This window comes from Streptomyces longhuiensis (assembly GCF_020616555.1).
Classification (GTDB): domain Bacteria; phylum Actinomycetota; class Actinomycetes; order Streptomycetales; family Streptomycetaceae; genus Streptomyces; species Streptomyces longhuiensis.
In genome coordinates this window covers 2,656,921-2,675,000 of sequence record NZ_CP085173.1, presented here as the reverse complement: position 1 = coordinate 2,675,000, position 18,080 = coordinate 2,656,921, and the positions used below count along the sequence as shown (strand labels likewise).

Here is an 18,080-nt window from a genome sequence, read left to right as displayed (position 1 = left end):
GTCCGACGGTGGTTGCTCAAGGGTGGAACGTTGACTATTCGACCGGGTTCTCGGGTCGGAGGCTGTGAGTACTGCTCTTCGGAGCGTGGAAAGCATGATCTCCGGGCGGAAGCGGGTCGGGCACGCTGTTGGGTGTCTGAAGGTACGGCCGATTGGTCGCCTTCAGTGCCGACCCCAGTGCACTCGAATCTGCTGGTTCGGGGTGATGGGTGGTTGGTCGTTGTTTGAGAACTGCACAGTGGACGCGAGCATCTGTGGCCAAGTTTTTAAGGGCGCACGGTGGATGCCTTGGCACCAGGAACCGATGAAGGACGTGGGAGGCCACGATAGTCCCCGGGGAGCCGTCAACCAGGCTTTGATCCGGGGGTTTCCGAATGGGGAAACCCGGCAGTCGTCATGGGCTGTCACCCATACCTGAACACATAGGGTATGTGGAGGGAACGCGGGGAAGTGAAACATCTCAGTACCCGCAGGAAGAGAAAACAACCGTGATTCCGGGAGTAGTGGCGAGCGAAACTGGATGAGGCCAAACCATATGCGTGTGATACCCGGCAGGGGTTGCGCATGTGGGGTTGTGGGATCTCTCTTTCACAGTCTGCCGGCTGTGAGACGAGTCAGAAACCGTTGATGTAGGCGAAGGACATGCGAAAGGTCCGGCGTAGAGGGTAAGACCCCCGTAGTCGAAACATCAGCGGCTCGTTTGAGAGACACCCAAGTAGCACGGGGCCCGAGAAATCCCGTGTGAATCTGGCGGGACCACCCGCTAAGCCTAAATATTCCCTGGTGACCGATAGCGGATAGTACCGTGAGGGAATGGTGAAAAGTACCGCGGGAGCGGAGTGAAATAGTACCTGAAACCGTGTGCCTACAAGCCGTGGGAGCGTCGCGCAAGGAACTTGTTCCTTGCGTCGTGACTGCGTGCCTTTTGAAGAATGAGCCTGCGAGTTTGCGGTGCGTTGCGAGGTTAACCCGTGTGGGGAAGCCGTAGCGAAAGCGAGTCCGAATAGGGCGATTCAGTAGCGCGCTCAAGACCCGAAGCGGAGTGATCTAGCCATGGGCAGGTTGAAGCGGAGGTAAGACTTCGTGGAGGACCGAACCCACCAGGGTTGAAAACCTGGGGGATGACCTGTGGTTAGGGGTGAAAGGCCAATCAAACTCCGTGATAGCTGGTTCTCCCCGAAATGCATTTAGGTGCAGCGTCGTGTGTTTCTTGCCGGAGGTAGAGCACTGGATAGGCGATGGGCCCTACCGGGTTACTGACCTTAGCCAAACTCCGAATGCCGGTAAGTGAGAGCACGGCAGTGAGACTGTGGGGGATAAGCTCCATGGTCGAGAGGGAAACAGCCCAGAGCATCGACTAAGGCCCCTAAGCGTACGCTAAGTGGGAAAGGATGTGGAGTCGCACAGACAACCAGGAGGTTGGCTTAGAAGCAGCCACCCTTGAAAGAGTGCGTAATAGCTCACTGGTCTAGTGATTCCGCGCCGACAATGTAGCGGGGCTCAAGCGTACCGCCGAAGTCGTGTCATTGCGATATATACCCCCAACGGGGATCGTGATGGGTAGGGGAGCGTCGTGTGCCGGGTGAAGCAGCCGCGGAAGCGAGTTGTGGACGGTTCACGAGTGAGAATGCAGGCATGAGTAGCGATACACACGTGAGAAACGTGTGCGCCGATTGACTAAGGGTTCCTGGGTCAAGCTGATCTGCCCAGGGTAAGTCGGGACCTAAGGCGAGGCCGACAGGCGTAGTCGATGGATAACCGGTTGATATTCCGGTACCCGCTGTGAAGCGTCAAACATTGAATCAGGCGATGCTAAGTCCGTGAAGCCGTTCCGGACCCTTCGGGGAAAGGAAAGTGGTGGAGCCGACGGACCAGACTTGTAGTAGGTGAGTGATGGGGTGACGCAGGAAGGTAGTCCAGCCCGGGCGGTGGTTGTCCCGGGGTAAGGGTGTAGGCCGTGTGATAGGTAAATCCGTCACACATAAGGCTGAGACCTGATGCCGAGCCGATTGTGGTGAAGTGGATGATCCTATGCTGTCGAGAAAAGCCTCTAGCGAGTTTCATGGCGGCCCGTACCCTAAACCGACTCAGGTGGTCAGGTAGAGAATACCGAGGCGTTCGGGTGAACTATGGTTAAGGAACTCGGCAAAATGCCCCCGTAACTTCGGGAGAAGGGGGGCCATCACTGGTGAGAGGACTTGCTCCTCGAGCTGGGGGTGGCCGCAGAGACCAGCGAGAAGCGACTGTTTACTAAAAACACAGGTCCGTGCGAAGCCGTAAGGCGATGTATACGGACTGACGCCTGCCCGGTGCTGGAACGTTAAGGGGACCGGTTAGTGCACTTTCGGGTGTGCGAAGCTGAGAACTTAAGCGCCAGTAAACGGCGGTGGTAACTATAACCATCCTAAGGTAGCGAAATTCCTTGTCGGGTAAGTTCCGACCTGCACGAATGGCGTAACGACTTCTCGACTGTCTCAACCATAGGCCCGGTGAAATTGCACTACGAGTAAAGATGCTCGTTTCGCGCAGCAGGACGGAAAGACCCCGGGACCTTTACTACAGTTTGATATTGGTGTTCGGTTCGGCTTGTGTAGGATAGGTGGGAGACTTTGAACTCTGGACGCCAGTTCAGGGGGAGTCGTCGTTGAAATACCACTCTGGTCGTGCTGGATGTCTAACCTGGGTCCGTGATCCGGATCAGGGACAGTGTCTGATGGGTAGTTTAACTGGGGCGGTTGCCTCCTAAAGAGTAACGGAGGCGCCCAAAGGTTCCCTCAGCCTGGTTGGTAATCAGGTGTTGAGTGTAAGTGCACAAGGGAGCTTGACTGTGAGACCGACGGGTCGAGCAGGGACGAAAGTCGGGACTAGTGATCCGGCGGTGGCTTGTGGAAGCGCCGTCGCTCAACGGATAAAAGGTACCCCGGGGATAACAGGCTGATCTTCCCCAAGAGTCCATATCGACGGGATGGTTTGGCACCTCGATGTCGGCTCGTCGCATCCTGGGGCTGGAGTCGGTCCCAAGGGTTGGGCTGTTCGCCCATTAAAGCGGTACGCGAGCTGGGTTTAGAACGTCGTGAGACAGTTCGGTCCCTATCCGCTGTGCGCGTAGGAATATTGAGAAGGGCTGTCCCTAGTACGAGAGGACCGGGACGGACGAACCTCTGGTGTGCCAGTTGTCCTGCCAAGGGCATGGCTGGTTGGCTACGTTCGGAAAGGATAACCGCTGAAAGCATCTAAGCGGGAAGCCTGCTTCGAGATGAGTATTCCCACCCCCTTGAGGGGTTAAGGCTCCCAGTAGACGACTGGGTTGATAGGCCAGATCTGGAAGCCCGGTAACGGGTGGAGGTGACTGGTACTAATAGGCCGAGGGCTTGTCCTCAGTTGCTCGCGTCCACTGTGTTTGTTCTCAGATAACGAACAATTGTGTCGGCTGAACGGCCGCACTACTTAATTGAAGAGTGTGCTTGTTCGCTGCCTTGTTCGGGAACCCGTTTCCTTGAAACGGGACACTGATAGGGTTTCGGTGGTCATAGCGTGAGGGAAACGCCCGGTTACATTCCGAACCCGGAAGCTAAGCCTCAAAGCGCCGATGGTACTGCAGGGGGGACCCTGTGGGAGAGTAGGACGCCGCCGAACAATTTTTAGAGGACCCTTGGTCCCAGCACACACGCTGGGACCAAGGGTCCTTTTTTGTTTTGTCGAAGCGCGCCGGCTACCCGGCTGCGCGAGAATGACTGCGGTACCGAAGACAGGAGTCACCCATGTCCACCAACTCTCCCGATGAGCGACCGGATCGCGACCAGCGACGCCGGGACAGTGGTGACCGGGACCGGGACCGGGGCGGATACCGAGGCGGACCGCGACGCGACAACGACCGCGGTGGCCAGGCGCCTCGCCGGGACGACCGCGGCGGCGACCGTGACCGTGGTCCCCGTCGTGACGGTGACCGTCCCGGTGGCGACCGCCCGGCGTTCCGTCGTGACGACCGTCGCGATGACAGCCGCGGTGGCGACAACCGTGGTGGCGGCTTCCGCCGTGACGACAGCCGCGGTGGCGACAACCGTGGCGGTGGCGGTTACCGCCCCCGTGACGACCGCGACCGTGGACCCCGCCGTGACGGCGACCGTCCCCCCTTCCGACGCGATGACCGCCGTGACGACAACCGGCGCGACGACCGTCGTGACAGCGACCGTGGTGGCTACCGTCCCCGTGACGACCGTCGTGATGACAACCGTGGTGGCGGCTTCCGTCGCGATGACAGCCGCGGTGGCGACAACCGTGGCGGTGGCTACCGTCCCCGTGACGACCGTGGTGGCGACAGCCGTGGTGGTGGCTTCCGTCGCGACGACCGTCGTGATGATCGCGGTGGTGACAACCGTGGGGGCGGTTTCCGTCCGCGTGACGACCGTGACCGTGGACCCCGTCGTGACGGTGACCGCCCCGGTGGCGACCGCCCGGCCTTCCGACGTGACGAGCGCCGCGACAGCGACCGTGGTGGCTACCGTCCCCGTGACGACCGTGGTGGCGACAATCGTGGTGGTGGCGTCCGTCGCGACGACCGTCGTGATGATCGCGGTGGTGACAACCGTGGGGGCGGTTTCCGTCCGCGTGACGACCGTGACCGTGGACCCCGTCGTGACGGTGACCGCCCCGGTGGCGACCGCCCGGCCTTCCGACGTGACGAGCGCCGCGACAGCGACCGTGGTGGCTACCGTCCCCGTGACGACCGTCGTGATGACCGGCGCGACGACCGCCGCGATGACAACCGTGGGGGCTACCGTCCCCGTGACGACCGTCGTGATGACCGGCGCGATGACCGCCGTGACGACAGCCGCGGTGGTGGCTTCCGTCGTGACGACAGCCGTGGCGGCGGGTACCGGCCGCGTGACGACCGCGACCGTGGGCCGCGCCGTGACGACCGTGGTGGGCGTCCCGGAGGGTTCCGCGGGCGCGACGACCGCGGGCGCGACGACCGCCGTGGCGGTGGCCGCTTCCGCGACGAGCGTGACCGCGACCGCGAGCCCATCCGCCGGCTGCCGATCCCCGAGGACGTCACCGGCGACGAGATCGACAAGGACGTACGGCAGGAGCTTCAGAGCCTGCCGAAGGGCCTGGCCGAGGACGTCGCCAAGAACCTGGTGATGGTCGCCAAGCTCATCGACGAGGACCCCGAGCAGGCCTACGAGTACTCGAAGATCGCGCTGCGGCTCGCCTCCAGGGTCGCCGCCGTGCGCGAGGCCGCCGGCTTCGCCGCGTACGCGAACCAGAAGTTCAGCGAGGCGCTCGCCGAGTTCCGCGCCGCCCGGCGCATGACCGGCAACGTCGAGCTGTGGCCCGTCATGGCGGACTGCGAGCGCGGTCTCGGGCGGCCCGAGAAGGCCCTCGACATGGCCGGTGCGCCCGAGGTGGCCAAGCTGGACAAGGCCGGACAGGTCGAGATGCGGCTCGTGGCGGCCGGTGCCCGGCGTGACATGGACCAGCTCGACGCGGCCATCGTGACGCTGCAGAGCCCCGAGCTCGCGTCGAACTCCGTACAGCCGTGGACCGCGCGTCTGCGGTACGCGTACGCCGACGCGCTGCTTGCCGCCGGCCGTGAGGGCGAGGCGCGCGAGTGGTTCGCGAAGGCCGTCGAGTCCGACCGGGACGGCAGCACCGACGCGTCCGACCGGCTCGCCGAGATGGACGGGGTCGAGTTCGTCGACGCCTTCGAGAGCGACTCCGACGAGGCTGCCCCCGACGCCGCCGTCGCGGGGCCGAAGGCCGCCGCGGGTGACGACGACGAGCCCTGGGTCGAGGACGACGAGGACGTCGAGGAGTTCTACGACGAGGACGACGAGGAGTTCGAGCCCGAGAACGACAAGGGCTGAGCTCAGCGGCTGACGGCCGGCCGCGCTTGACGAAGCATGACGAACGGGCGGGATCCCAGCGATGGGGTCCCGCCCGTTCGTCGTATGCGCCTACGCGCGCGTGGCGCGCGGTCAGTCGGCGAGCGTGCGCAGCACCAGACCCGTCGCCGGCTTCGGGCCGAACGACGTCGACTTGCGGGGCATCGTCACGCCCTGCCGCGCCAGGTCGCGTACCACTTCCTCACGGACCGGGTGCATGAGGACCGCCGTGCCGCCGTCACGTTCCGCCTTCGCGACCGTGGCGGCCGCGTCATGGATGTACGCGATGTGCTCCGGCGCGTCCTCGGGGATGCGCCAGACATGCTCCAGGAGCGTGGAGTGCAGGACCGTCGCGTCGAGCGTGCGCCAGGCCTCCGGGCGGTCGGCAGGGATCGTACGGGCCAGGAGGTCCGGGGACGGGGTGTCCGCGAGGTGGAAGGAGCCGGTGCCGGCGAGGAGGAACGCGTTGCCGTGGGAGGCCGCGTCGGCGAGGGCGTCCAGGGCGTGCGACAGCGGGCCGGGGACCTCGCGCAGGCGGAAGGAGCCTCTCAGCGCGTCCAGGGCGTCCGGGACCGGGAGGCGGTGCAGGAGGCGATGGATGGCGCGCACGCGCAGTGGGTAGCGGGCCGTGTCCACGAGGAGGACGAGGCCGAAGTCCCATGGGGTGGGGGACGGTTGTTCGGAGCGCAGGCGCAGATATGTGGCCCAGCGATGGTGCCCGTCCGCGATCAGGGCCTGGTGGTGGGCGAGGTCCGCGCGGACCTCTGCCAGCTCGGCGGGGTCGGTGACCGACCACAGGCGGTGGGCGTAGCCGTCCTCCGTGGTCGTCGCGAGGAGCGGGGGGCGCTTGACCGTGCGTTCGATGACCGCGGTCGTGCCCGTCGCGTTGCCCTCGCTGCGGTAGGTGAGGAGCAGGGGTTCGAGGTTGGCGGCCGTGGCGCGCATCAGGCCGGCGCGGTCGGCGACCACGTGCGGCATGACGTCCTCGTGGGGCAGGACGACCCCTTCGGACGGCTCGGACAGGCGCAGGGCACCGATGACGCCGCGCTGGAGATGGTCACCGCCGCGCTGCTCGTAGACGTACAGCGCGGGGATCTCGTCGGGCGCCAGGATGCCCTCGGACAGCCAGTGGCGCAGGGTGTCGGCCGCGAGGGCGTTGCGGGTGTCCGGGGAGACGGCCTGCGGGAGGATCAGGCGGACGATGTTGTGCGGGTCCGCGGACTCCAGGTGGTGCAGGCCGTCGGGGCGCACGACCACGTCGTACGGGGGTGACGTCACGGCGGCGAGGCTGCCCACGCGCTCGGGGACGTAACGCACACCCCTGAACGGGATCAGGTCGAGGCCGTCGCTGCCCGTCGGACCTGGGGGACCTGCAGTGTTCATTGCTGCATCGTATGTGTGTCAGTGGCATGAGCGATGATCGGGGGAGTGGGATCGAACGAGGAGCGATGTGTAATGAGCCAGACCGTTAGGACGCGGCCCGAAGGCAGTCGGCGGGCGCTGAACGAGGCGTACGACACGGCGCTGCTCGACCTCGACGGGGTGGTGTACGCGGGCGGTGACGCCATCGCGCACGCCCCCGAGTCGCTCGCCGTGGCGCGTGGGGCGGGCATGGGGCTCGCGTACGTCACGAACAACGCGCTGCGTACGCCGGACGCCGTGGCCGAGCATCTGACGGAGCTGGGGATTCCGACGGACGCGGCGGACGTCATCACGTCGGCGCAGGCCGTGGCGCGCCTGATCAGTGAGCAAGTGCCGGACGGGTCGCGGGTGTTGGTGATCGGCGGGGAGGGGCTGCGGGTCGCGCTGCGAGAGCGCGGGCTCGAGCCGGTGGACTCCGCCGACGACGAGCCGGTGGCGGTGGTGCAGGGGTACGGGGGGCCCGACCTGGCCTGGGGGCGGTTCGCGGAGGCCTGTTACGCGATCGCGCGCGGTGTGCCGTGGTTCGCTTCGAATACGGACCTGACCATTCCGAGCGCGCGCGGCATCGCTCCGGGCAACGGCGCGGCGGTCGAGGTCGTCCGAATCGCGACGGGTGCGCAGCCGCAGGTGGCCGGCAAGCCGCTGCCTCCGATGCACCGCGAGACGATCCTGCGCACCGGCGCGGAGCGGCCGTTGGTGATCGGGGACCGCCTCGACACGGACATCGAGGGCGCGTTCAACGGGGAGGTGGACTCGCTGCTCGTCCTGACCGGCGTCACCGACGGCGCGCAGCTGCTCGCCGCGCCGCCCCAGCACCGGCCCACGTATGTCGACGTCGATCTGCGGGGGCTGCTCACGGGACAGCCGGAGGTCGTGGCGCGGGGGGATGGGTTCGCGTGCGGGGGCTGGGTCGCGACCGCGGGCGACGAGCGTCTTGAGCTGGAGGGGGACGGCGAGGCGATCGACGGGCTGCGGGCGCTGTGCGCGGCGGCCTGGACGGCGGCCGGGGACGGGACCTGCGGGCTCGACGGTGCGAAGGCGCTGGCGCGGCTGGGGGTTTGAGTCGGCGCGGGTGGGGAGGCGCGTACCGGCGGGTGGGGTCCCTGCGCTTCCCCGAGCTTCACGGTGCCACCCGGTGTCTCCCGGGCTTCTCCCTCGGTAGCGACCTCGAAGAGGGCGACGAGGGTAGGCTAACCTAACCACGTGTTGGTCGACAGTCCCCCCGAACAGCGCGCGGACACCGCCGCCGCGCCCCCGAACCGCCGGGCGATACGTGCCGTCGGACTCCTCGGAGCCGTCGTCGTACTGCTCCTGCTCCTGGTCGTGAGCATCGCGATCGGTGCGAAACCCCTGTCCGTGGACCAGGTGTGGCACGGCCTGTTCGACGACACCGGGACGTTCAGCGACGTCGTGGTCGGCGAGCGGCTCGCGCGCACGCTGCTCGGGCTCCTCGCCGGTGTCGCGCTGGGGCTCTCCGGCGCGGTCCTCCAGGCGCTGACCCGTAACCCGCTGGCCGACCCCGGGCTCCTCGGCATCAACATGGGCGCCTCGGCGGCCGTCGTCACCGCCGTCAGCTTCTTCGGCGTCACCTCGCTGACGGGCTATGTGTGGTTCGCCTTCCTCGGGGCCGCGGCCGTGGGCGTTCTCGTCTACGTCCTCGGTGGGACCCGCAGCGCGACGCCGGTGCGGCTCGCGCTCGCCGGGACCGCCATCAGCGCCGCGCTCTACGGCTATCTCCAGGCCGTGATGATCATGGACAATGCGGCGCTCGGCAAGATGCGTTTCTGGACGGTGGGGTCGCTCGTCTCCGCCGACATGTCGACGATCCGGCAGGTGCTGCCGTTCATCGCCGTCGGTTCGGTGCTCGCCCTCGGGCTCGCGCGGCCGCTCAACGCCATGGCGATGGGTGACGACACGGCCCGTGCCCTCGGCGCGAACCTGAACAGGACGCGTGCGCTGTCCATGGCGGCTGCCACGCTGCTGTGCGGCGCCGCGACCGCCGCCTGCGGGCCCATCGTGTTCGTCGGCCTGATGGTGCCGCACGTCGTCCGCTCCTTCACCGGCCCCGACCTGCGCTGGATCCTGCCGTTCTCCGCTGTCCTGTCGCCCGTACTGCTGCTCGGCGCGGACGTCCTCGGCCGGCTCGTGGCACGGCCCGCCGAGGTCCAGGTCGGTATCGTCACGGCGATCATCGGCGGCCCGGTCTTCATCTACCTCGTGCGCCGGCGGAAGGTCACCCAGCTGTGAAGGCGATCCGTACCCGGGGCGGGATCTCCCTGCGCCTCGACATCCGCGCGTTCGTGATCGTCCTCGTACTGCTGTGCGTCGCGCTCGCCGCGAGCGTCGCGCTGATCGGCACCGGCGACTTCCCCATCTCCGCCACTGACGTGATCCGTACGCTGCTCGGCAACGGTGACGCGGGGCAGGAGTTCATCGTCAACGAGCTGCGGCTGCCCAGGGTCCTCGTGGGCCTCCTCGTGGGCGCGGCGCTCGCGCTCGGCGGCGCGCTCTTCCAGGCCATCTCCCGCAACCCGCTGGGCAGTCCGGACATTCTCGGCCTCGGTCAGGGCTCCACGGCCGGTGCGCTCGTCATGATCGTGCTGTTCTCGGGGAGCGCCGTCCAGGTCGCGCTCGGGGCGCTCGTCGGCGGGCTGGTGACCGGGTTCGCCATCTATCTGCTCGCCTGGAAGCGAGGCGTGCACGGCTACCGGCTCGTCCTGGTCGGCATCGGAATGTCCGCCGTCATGACCGCGGTCAACGGCTATCTGCTGACCAAGGCGGACATCGTCGACGCCGCCCGCGCGACGGTCTGGATGACGGGATCGCTCGACGGCCGCGACTGGAACCAGGTCTGGCCCCTGCTCGCCCTGTGTGCCGTCCTCGTACCCGTCGTCCTCACGTACGCGCGGCCGCTGCGCATGCTGGAGATGGGCGACGACGTGGCGAACGCGCTCGGGGTGCGCGTCGAGCGGACGCGGCTCGTCCTGCTCGTGGCCGCCGTGCTGCTCACCGCCGCGGCCACCGCCGCCGCGGGACCCGTCGGATTCGTCGCGCTGACCGCCCCCCAGCTGGCCCGGCGGCTGACCCGCTCGCCCGGTCCGAACATCGCGGCGTCCATGTGCATGGGCGCGGCCCTGCTCGTCACCGCCGACTGGATCTCGCAGCGCGCCTTCGGGGCCGACCAGCTGCCCGTCGGAGTGGTCACCGGAGTCATTGGCGGTGTCTATCTGCTGTGGCTCCTGGTCTCCGAGCGGAAGGCCGGCCGGATATGAGCGACAGGAACCCCAGCAGCCAGAGCAACAACCGGAGGAGTACCACCGTGAACCGACTGTCCGCCGAGAACGTCACCCTGGGCTACGACCAGCGTGTGATCGCGTCGGAGCTCTCGGTCGAGATCCCCGACAACTCCTTCACCGTGATCGTCGGCCCGAACGCCTGTGGCAAGTCCACGCTGCTGCGCGCGCTGTCGCGGATGCTGAAGCCCTCGACGGGCCGGGTGCTCCTGGACGGGCAGGCCATCCAGTCGATGCCGGCGAAGAAGGTGGCGCGCACGCTCGGGCTCCTGCCCCAGTCGTCGATCGCGCCGGACGGCATCACCGTCGGCGACCTCGTCTCCCGCGGCCGCTACCCCCACCAGGGCCTGCTGCGCCAGTGGTCCGGCGACGACGAGCGGATCGTGCAGGAGTCGATGGCCTCCACCGGAGTCGCCGAACTCGCCGATCGCTTTGTCGACGAACTGTCCGGCGGTCAGCGTCAGCGCGTGTGGATCGCCATGGCGCTCGCCCAGCAGACCCCGCTGCTGCTCCTCGACGAGCCGACGACGTACCTCGACATCCAGCACCAGATCGACGTACTGGACCTCTGCGCGGAGCTGCACGAGGAGCAGGGGCGCACGCTCGTCGCGGTGCTGCACGACCTCAACCACGCGGCCCGCTACGCCACCCACCTGATCGCCCTGCGCGGCGGCGAGGTCATCGCCGAGGGAGCGCCGGGCGATATCGTCACCGCGGATCTCGTCGAGCGGCTCTTCGGGATGAAGTGCCAGGTCATCGACGATCCGGAGACCGGTACTCCGCTGGTGGTGCCGGCCGCGCGCAAGGCCAGGAAGGACCCGGCCCAGGATGCGCAGGCGTCCGCGAAGGCAGTGGCTAAAGCAGCGTCCTGAGCCGCAGCAGATCGCGGAAGCCGGCCTCCAGCCTGATCCGGCCGGAGGCCCAGGCCTTCGCGAAGTTCAGCCTGCCGTCGACCATCGCGACCAGGTCGTCGCCGGTCATCGAGAGCCGGATCTGCGCCCGGTCGGGCGGCGGCCCGTCGACCGTGTCGACCACCTCGATCCGGCCGTTCTCGAGCCGGCCCGTGAACGTGATCCCGAGGTCCGTGACATGGCAGCTCAGCGAGCGGTCGAGCGCCGCCGCGCTGCGTACCCCGCCGTCCGCGCCCGCCAGATTGTCCGAGAGTTTGTCGAGTGCGGCACGGCACTCCTGCGTCGTCGCCATCGCGGTCGACCGTACCCCAGCGCTACGCGGTAGCGTCGTGGCATGAACGACTCTCATCCGGACCCCGACCAGGTGCCGGACCAGGCGGCCGGGGCCCCGGAGGCTCGGGACGAACCGTCGCACGAGCCCGCGGCCCCGGCCCCCCTCGGCGTCCCGCGCACCCCCACCGGCAACGCGGACGTGGACGCCGGGCTCGACCGGCTCGCCGACGTCGACCACCTCACTGCCGACGGACACATCGAGGTGTACGAGGATGTACACCGGGGCCTGCGTGACGCGCTGACCGCGTTGGACGCACGCCCCGAGCCCTCACCCTCGAACCGACACAGGAGCTGAACCGAACGTGGCAGGAGTGGCACGACGCCGCCTCGACGCCGAGCTCGTCCGCCGGAAGCTCGCCCGCTCGCGCGAGCACGCGAGCCAGCTGATCGCCGCGGGGCGCGTCACGGTCGGCAGGACCACCGCGACCAAGCCCGCCACGCAGGTGGAGACCGCCGCCGCGATCGTGGTCACGCAGGACGACAACGACCCCGACTACGTCTCGCGCGGGGGCCACAAGCTCGCGGGGGCACTCGCGGCCTTCGTGCCGCAGGGGCTCGCCGTCGAGGGACGCCGCGCGCTCGACGCGGGGGCGTCCACGGGAGGGTTCACCGACGTACTGCTGAGGGCCGGCGTCGCCCATGTCGTCGCCGTCGACGTCGGGTACGGGCAGCTCGCCTGGTCATTGCAGAGCGATGAACGCGTCACCGTCAAGGACCGTACGAACGTACGCGAGTTGACGCTGGAGGCGATCGATGGAAAACCCGTGGACCTGGTCGTCGGAGACCTGTCCTTCATCCCGCTCGGCCTGGTGCTCCCCGCCCTCGCGCGGTGCGCGGCGCCCGACGCGGACCTGGTGCTCATGGTGAAGCCGCAGTTCGAGATCGGCAAGGACCGCCTCGGCAGCGGCGGTGTCGTGCGCAGCCCGGAACTGCGGGCCGAGACGGTGCGCACGGTGGCCCGGCAGGCGTGGGAACTCGGCCTCGGCGTAAGGGGCGTGACGGCGAGCCCGCTGCCCGGGCCGTCCGGAAACGTCGAGTATTTTCTGTGGCTGCGCGCCGGTGCGCCCGAACTCGACCCGGCGGACGTTGACCGTGCAGTGGCGGAGGGGCCGCGTTGACACAGACTCGAGCTCGAACTGTTTTCCTGCTCGCGCACACCGGGCGGCCCGCCGCCATCCGGAGTGCCGAACTCGTCGTCGAGGGGCTGCTGCGCTGCGGCATCGGCGTACGGGTCCTGGAGTCGGAAGCGGCGGACCTGCCGCTCCCGGCGTCGGTGGAGCTCGTGAAGGAGGCGACTCCGGAGTGCCTCGACGCCTGTGAGCTGCTCGTCGTCCTCGGCGGCGACGGGACGCTGCTGCGCGGCGCCGAGTTCGCCCGCGCCTCCGGAGTCCCGATGCTCGGGGTCAACCTCGGCCGCGTCGGCTTCCTCGCCGAGGCCGAGCGCGACGACCTCGACAGGGTGGTCGACCGCGTCGTCACCAAGGCGTACGAGGTCGAGGAGCGCATGACGATCGACGTCCTCGTGCACAGCAACGGCGATGTCGTGCACCGCGACTGGGCGCTCAACGAGGCCGCCGTGCAGAAGATGTCGGCCGAGCGGATGCTCGAGGTCGTCCTGGAGATCGACGGGCGTCCCGTCACCGGCTTCGGCTGCGACGGCATCGTGTGCGCGACGCCGACCGGCTCCACGGCCTACGCGTTCTCGGCGGGCGGGCCCGTCGTGTGGCCCGAGGTCGAGGCGCTTCTCATGGTGCCGATCAGCGCTCATGCCCTGTTCGCCAAGCCGCTGGTGACGTCGCCGGACTCGGTGCTCGCCGTCGAGGTGCAGCAGCACACTCCGCACGGCGTGCTGTGGTGCGACGGACGGCGGACCGTGGAGCTGCCCGCCGGCGCGCGCGTCGAGGTGCGGCGCGGGGCGGTGCCGGTGCGGCTCGCGCGGCTGCATCACGCCTCGTTCACGGACCGCCTTGTCGCCAAGTTCGCGCTGCCCGTCTCCGGCTGGCGCGGGAAGCCCCACTAGGACATCGCGTAGGTGATCACGTCCGTACGACGGTGATCGCGCGGTGGCGCATCACCGACCGCACCGGGACACCGGTCGCGAGCAGCGTCAGCAGGAGCGTGCCCGCGACGGTCCCGGCGGCCAGGGGCCACGGGACGTACGGCAGCGGCGAGCCGAACGCCGTGTCGAGGATCGGCGCGAGCGTGGCGAGCGCGATCAGGGCGCCGAGCAGCAGCGCCGTACCGGCGACGACGACGGCCTCCCAGGCGGCCATGGAGCGCACCTGGCCGCGCTGGGTGCCGACGACGCGCAGCAGGGCCACGTCCCGGCGCCGCTCGAACGAGATCATCGCGAGCGTGTTGGCGGCGGCTATGGCGGCGAACCCCGCGTACAGCGCCGTACCCATGTAGTCGAGCCACACTTCGCCGGTACTGCCCGCCGAGCCCGTGCGGTGCTGTGCCGTCGTGTGCAGGGCGACCTTGGTGAGGCCGAAGCCGACGACGAGGACGAGCGGGACGACGGCGGCCGAGAAGCGGCGGGGCTGCGAGCGGACGTTGAGCATCGCGAGCCGCGCACTCGCGCCGAAGCGGCCCACGAGCGCCGAGACCAGCCAGGCCGCGGGGCCCACGATCCGCGGGCCGAGCAGGCCCACCCCCACGCAGAACAGGATCAGGACGAGGAACGCGCCCTGGCCCGCCTCCTCTGCGTCCTGCCGGGACAGCAGCACCGAGAGGAAGCACGCCCCGGCGACCGCGACCAGGCCGAGCGGCGCCCTGAGCAGGCCGAGGCGCCGCCTGCCCGCCGCCGCCTCGGACAGGGCGTGGGCGGGCCGCAGGAGCGAGAACCGCAGCGACGAGAGCAGCGCGGCGACCGTCGACGTCACCACGGCCACCCCGAGGCAGACCGGCAGCGCGGCCCAGCTGAAGCGGAACGGCACCCCCGCCGGGATCAGGCCGTGCGTGACCATGCCGGCGAACCAGGCCCTGGCGAGCAGCCCGCCCGCCGCGAAGCCCGTGAGCGCCGCGGGGACGGACGCGGCGAGGGCCTGCCTCGCCACCGCGCGGCGCACCTGGCGTGGCCGGGCCCCGATGGCGCGTACGAGGGCGAGCTCGCGGTGCTGCTGCGTGACGGCCGTGCCCATCGTCGAGACGACCACGAAAATCGACATGTAGATCGAACCGATGAGGAGGACGGCCGCGATGTCGCCGACGCCGCTCTCCGTGATGCGACGGCGCGCGCCGGCCGGCAGTCCGTCGGTGCCCGTGGCGAGCAGCACCGTCGTCGACGCGCTCACCACCGTCGCCGCGAACAGCGCGGCGACCGCCGTGCCGGCGAACGCGGGCCGGTGTGCGCGCAGGGCCGCCCGGGCCAGTCCGTTACTCATGGGATCAAGCGTGCGGGCACGCGGGGCGCGGGCACCAGGTGGCGGGCAGGTCGTTCCGGCCGGGGGCTGTCCCCACCCTCACGGGTGACAAGGGGTGACGACGCGCGACGGGAGGACCGGACAGAGCCACGCACGACCTGCGATTTCGGTCCGCCGGGAGGGAAGCGGGGCAGGGCCCGTCGCACACATGGCTCCGGACCTCGTAAGGTCGTGTCCGTGTTGGAGGAGATGCGGATACGGTCGCTCGGAGTCATCGACGACGCGGTGGTCGAGCTGTCGCCGGGATTCACCGCGGTGACCGGCGAGACCGGTGCGGGCAAGACGATGGTGGTCACCAGCCTCGGCCTGCTGCTGGGCGGGCGCGCGGACCCCGCCCTCGTACGGATCGGCGCGAAGGCGGCGGTCGTCGAGGGCCGGATCACCGTGCCCGAGGGCACCGCGGCCGTCGTGCGCGCCCAGGAGGCGGGTGCCGAACTCGACGACGGGGCGCTGCTCATCAGCCGGACCGTCTCGGCGGAGGGGCGCTCACGGGCGCATCTCGGCGGGCGTTCGGTGCCGGTGGGCATGCTGACCGAGCTCGCCGACGAGCTCGTCGCCGTGCACGGCCAGACCGATCAGCAGGGGCTGCTCAAGCTGTCCCGGCAACGCGGGGCCCTCGACCGGTACGCGGGCGACGCGGTCGCCGTGCCGCTCACCAAGTACCAGGCCGCGTATCGCCGTCTGCGAGCCGTCAGCACCGAGCTCGACACCATCGTCACGCGCGCGCGTGAACGCGCCCAGGAAGCAGATCTGCTGCGCTTCGGACTCGACGAGATCGCGGCCGTCGAGCCGCGCGCCGGCGAGGACGTCGAGCTGTCGGCGGAGGCCGAGCGGCTCGGTCACGCGGAGGCGCTCGCCTCGGCCGCCTCCGCCGCGCACGCCGCGCTCGCGGGCAACCCCGAGGACCCCGAGGGCGTCGACGCCACCACACTCGTGGGCGGCGCGAACCGCGCGCTCGACGCCGTGCGTTCCCACGACCCGGCCCTGTCCGCGCTGGCCGACCGGATCGGCGAGATCGGCATCCTCCTGTCCGACGTGGCGGGGGAACTCGCCGGATACGCCGACGACCTGGACGCGGACCCGCTGCGGCTCGCGGCGGTCGAGGAGCGGCGGGCCGCGCTGACGCAGCTCACGCGCAAGTACGGGGATTCCATCGATCAGGTGCTCGCCTGGGCCGAGCAGGGTTCGGCGCGGCTGCTCGAACTCGACGGGGACGACGACCGGGTCGGTGAGCTGACCGCCGAACGGGACGGCCTCCGCAGTGAACTGGGCGTCCTGGCGCAGGCGTTGACGGACTCCCGCACGGAGGCGGCGTCACGCTTCGCGGAAGCCGTCACGCAGGAGCTGGCCTCGCTCGCCATGCCCCACGCGCGCGTGTCCTTCGACATCCGGCGCACCGACGACCCGGACGGCGTCGAGCTCGACGGGCGCACGGTCGCCTACGGCCCCTCCGGTGTGGACGAGGTCGAGCTGCTGCTCGCGCCGCACCCGGGCGCCCCGCCGCGGCCGATCGCCAAGGGCGCCTCTGGCGGTGAGCTGTCCCGCGTGATGCTCGCCGTGGAGGTCGTGTTCGCCGGGACCGATCCCGTGCCCACGTATCTGTTCGACGAGGTCGACGCGGGCGTCGGCGGCAAGGCGGCCGTGGAGATCGGCCGGCGCCTCGCCAAGCTCGCCAAGTCGGCGCAGGTCGTGGTCGTCACGCACCTTCCGCAGGTGGCGGCGTTCGCCGACCGGCAGCTCCTCGTGGAGAAGACGAACGACGGGACCGTGACCCGGTCCGGCGTCACCGTCCTCGAGGGCGAGGACCGGGTCCGGGAGCTGTCCCGGATGCTGGCGGGCCAGGAGGACTCCGAGACGGCGCGGGCGCACGCGGAGGAACTGCTCGCCACCGCCCGAGCGGACGCGTAACCACCCATGGGGAAGCGTGCGGTGGGCCGGTTCGCGGCTCTCGCGGCCGGTGCCGGCGTGGCCCGGGCGGGGTATGCGGCGCTGCGGAGGGCCAGGCCGGGTGGGCCTGCCCTGTGGGAGCGGACGAACTTCGCGGGCCGGGCGGTGGACCTGTGCGCCGGACCGGCCGTCGTGGCCGGGGCCGTCGTCGGTGCGGCCGCCGCCGCCTCGGGGCCCGCTCGCCGGGCCGCCGTCCTGGCCGTGCTCGCGGCGGGGGCGTGCGGCGCGTACGACGACGTGGCGGGCGCCGGTGATCCGCGCAGCGGGTTCCGGGCCCATCTGTCGGCGCTGCGCGACGGCGAACTGACCAGCGGGGCCGTGAAGTTGATCGGTATCTCCGCCGCGGGGCTCGTCGCCGGTTCGCTGCTCGAGGAACGGGCCGTGGACAAGGCGCTCGCCGGTGTCGTGATCGCCGGCGCGGCGCACCTCGTGAACCTGGTGGACGTACGGCCCGGGCGGGCGGCGGCTGCCGTGCTCGCGCTCGGGGCGCCCGGACTGCTCAAAGGGGCCGTCGCCGCGGCTCCCATGGGCGCGGTGGCAGCGGTCCTGCCGGAGGATCTCGACGGGCGCACCATGATCGGCGACACCGGGGCCCACGCCCTGGGCGCGGCGCTCGGCGTCGCCGTCGTCGCCGGGAACGGGCGCGCCGGACTCCTCGCGCACGCGGCCGGACTGGTCCTCGCCGCGGCATACGGGGACAAAGTGACCGCATTGGCCCGCGGGGCGAAGTCAGCCCGACACGCCTGAATTCACGCGTGTGAGTGATCCCGTGCGACGTGTTGCCCACTCCGACACGGTCGGGACTCCGGCCCGGTGCCGGAACGCCCGTACGGGCTGGCATCCTTGGCCCAGACCGTCACGGCGCGA

General features: G+C 69.5%; 14 protein-coding genes and 2 rRNA genes. 13 read left to right on the top strand and 3 right to left on the bottom strand.

From position 1 onward, the window contains the following. The first annotated feature begins 256 nt into the window (after window positions 1-256). From LGI35_RS12515 to LGI35_RS12500, 4 genes are all read left to right on the top strand, one after another. Window positions 257-3,379 (top strand): 23S ribosomal RNA (locus tag LGI35_RS12515). Window positions 3,380-3,519: 140 nt separating this feature from the next. After that, window positions 3,520-3,636: ribosomal RNA gene (rrf, locus tag LGI35_RS12510) — 5S ribosomal RNA — on the top strand. A 144-nt stretch (window positions 3,637-3,780) separates the two neighbouring features. Continuing rightward, on the top strand, window positions 3,781-5,142 hold the full coding sequence (locus tag LGI35_RS12505) for a hypothetical protein (protein ID WP_227300771.1): 1,362 nt from the start codon (window positions 3,781-3,783) through the stop codon (window positions 5,140-5,142). Further along, entirely contained in the window at window positions 5,034-5,867 is an 834-nt protein-coding gene (locus LGI35_RS12500; protein WP_227300282.1) for a hypothetical protein, read from the top strand. The genes LGI35_RS12505 and LGI35_RS12500 overlap by 109 nt, the downstream gene beginning before the upstream one ends. Window positions 5,868-5,978: 111 nt before the next feature. Here the strand turns inward: LGI35_RS12500 and LGI35_RS12495 are convergent, their stop codons facing one another. Further along, complete coding sequence (locus tag LGI35_RS12495) at window positions 5,979-7,268, bottom strand: DUF1015 family protein (RefSeq protein ID WP_227293940.1); 1,290 nt, start codon at window positions 7,266-7,268, stop codon at window positions 5,979-5,981. 72 nt (window positions 7,269-7,340) lie between these two features. Between LGI35_RS12495 and LGI35_RS12490 the strand changes: the two genes are divergently transcribed. The 4 genes from LGI35_RS12490 to LGI35_RS12475 all read left to right on the top strand — a co-directional run bounded on the left by LGI35_RS12490 (window position 7,341) and on the right by LGI35_RS12475 (window position 11,472). Continuing rightward, window positions 7,341-8,369 carry an HAD hydrolase-like protein gene (locus LGI35_RS12490; RefSeq protein ID WP_227293939.1) on the top strand — a complete coding sequence of 343 codons (1,029 nt, stop codon included), beginning with the start codon at window positions 7,341-7,343 and terminating at the stop codon, window positions 8,367-8,369. 141 nt (window positions 8,370-8,510) lie between these two features. Continuing rightward, window positions 8,511-9,554: a FecCD family ABC transporter permease gene (locus tag LGI35_RS12485; protein ID WP_227293938.1), complete on the top strand. Its 1,044-nt coding sequence runs from the start codon at window positions 8,511-8,513 to the stop codon at window positions 9,552-9,554. Further along, window positions 9,551-10,579: a FecCD family ABC transporter permease gene (locus LGI35_RS12480; RefSeq protein ID WP_227293937.1), complete on the top strand. Its 1,029-nt coding sequence runs from the start codon at window positions 9,551-9,553 to the stop codon at window positions 10,577-10,579. The genes LGI35_RS12485 and LGI35_RS12480 overlap by 4 nt, the downstream gene beginning before the upstream one ends. Beyond that, a complete protein-coding gene (locus LGI35_RS12475; protein ID WP_227293936.1) occupies window positions 10,576-11,472 on the top strand; it encodes an ABC transporter ATP-binding protein in 897 nt (298 codons plus the stop codon). Before LGI35_RS12480 ends, LGI35_RS12475 begins: the two co-directional genes overlap by 4 nt. Here LGI35_RS12475 and LGI35_RS12470 read toward each other — a convergent pair. Continuing rightward, the gene (locus LGI35_RS12470; protein ID WP_227293935.1) at window positions 11,456-11,803 is read right to left on the bottom strand and encodes an SCP2 sterol-binding domain-containing protein; all 348 of its coding nucleotides are present in this window, start codon (window positions 11,801-11,803) and stop codon (window positions 11,456-11,458) included. The genes LGI35_RS12475 and LGI35_RS12470 overlap by 17 nt on opposite strands. 42 nt (window positions 11,804-11,845) lie before the next feature. Between LGI35_RS12470 and LGI35_RS12465 the strand changes: the two genes are divergently transcribed. Genes LGI35_RS12465 through LGI35_RS12455 form a run of 3 tightly spaced genes read left to right on the top strand, consistent with a single transcriptional unit; the run spans window position 11,846 to window position 13,864 of the window. Then, window positions 11,846-12,139, top strand: a complete 294-nt coding sequence (locus LGI35_RS12465) for a hypothetical protein (RefSeq protein WP_227293934.1) — start codon at window positions 11,846-11,848, stop codon at window positions 12,137-12,139. Window positions 12,140-12,146: 7 nt separating this feature from the next. Further along, the gene (locus LGI35_RS12460; RefSeq protein ID WP_227293933.1) at window positions 12,147-12,962 is read left to right on the top strand and encodes a TlyA family RNA methyltransferase; all 816 of its coding nucleotides are present in this window, start codon (window positions 12,147-12,149) and stop codon (window positions 12,960-12,962) included. Then, a complete protein-coding gene (locus tag LGI35_RS12455; RefSeq protein ID WP_227293932.1) occupies window positions 12,959-13,864 on the top strand; it encodes an NAD kinase in 906 nt (301 codons plus the stop codon). Before LGI35_RS12460 ends, LGI35_RS12455 begins: the two co-directional genes overlap by 4 nt. A gap of 16 nt (window positions 13,865-13,880) precedes the next feature. On the opposite strand, the gene LGI35_RS12450 is transcribed toward LGI35_RS12455, so the two are convergent. Further along, window positions 13,881-15,227, bottom strand: a complete 1,347-nt coding sequence (locus LGI35_RS12450) for an FtsX-like permease family protein (protein ID WP_227293931.1) — start codon at window positions 15,225-15,227, stop codon at window positions 13,881-13,883. A 228-nt stretch (window positions 15,228-15,455) separates the two neighbouring features. On the opposite strand from LGI35_RS12450, the gene recN reads away from it, so the two are divergent. Both recN and LGI35_RS12440 read left to right on the top strand, forming a co-directional pair. Further along, window positions 15,456-17,174, top strand: coding sequence for a DNA repair protein RecN (gene recN, locus LGI35_RS12445; protein ID WP_227300281.1), 1,719 nt, complete (start codon window positions 15,456-15,458; stop codon window positions 17,172-17,174). A gap of 6 nt (window positions 17,175-17,180) precedes the next feature. Next, complete coding sequence (locus LGI35_RS12440) at window positions 17,181-17,960, top strand: hypothetical protein (RefSeq protein ID WP_227293930.1); 780 nt, start codon at window positions 17,181-17,183, stop codon at window positions 17,958-17,960. Window positions 17,961-18,080 lie beyond the last annotated feature (120 nt).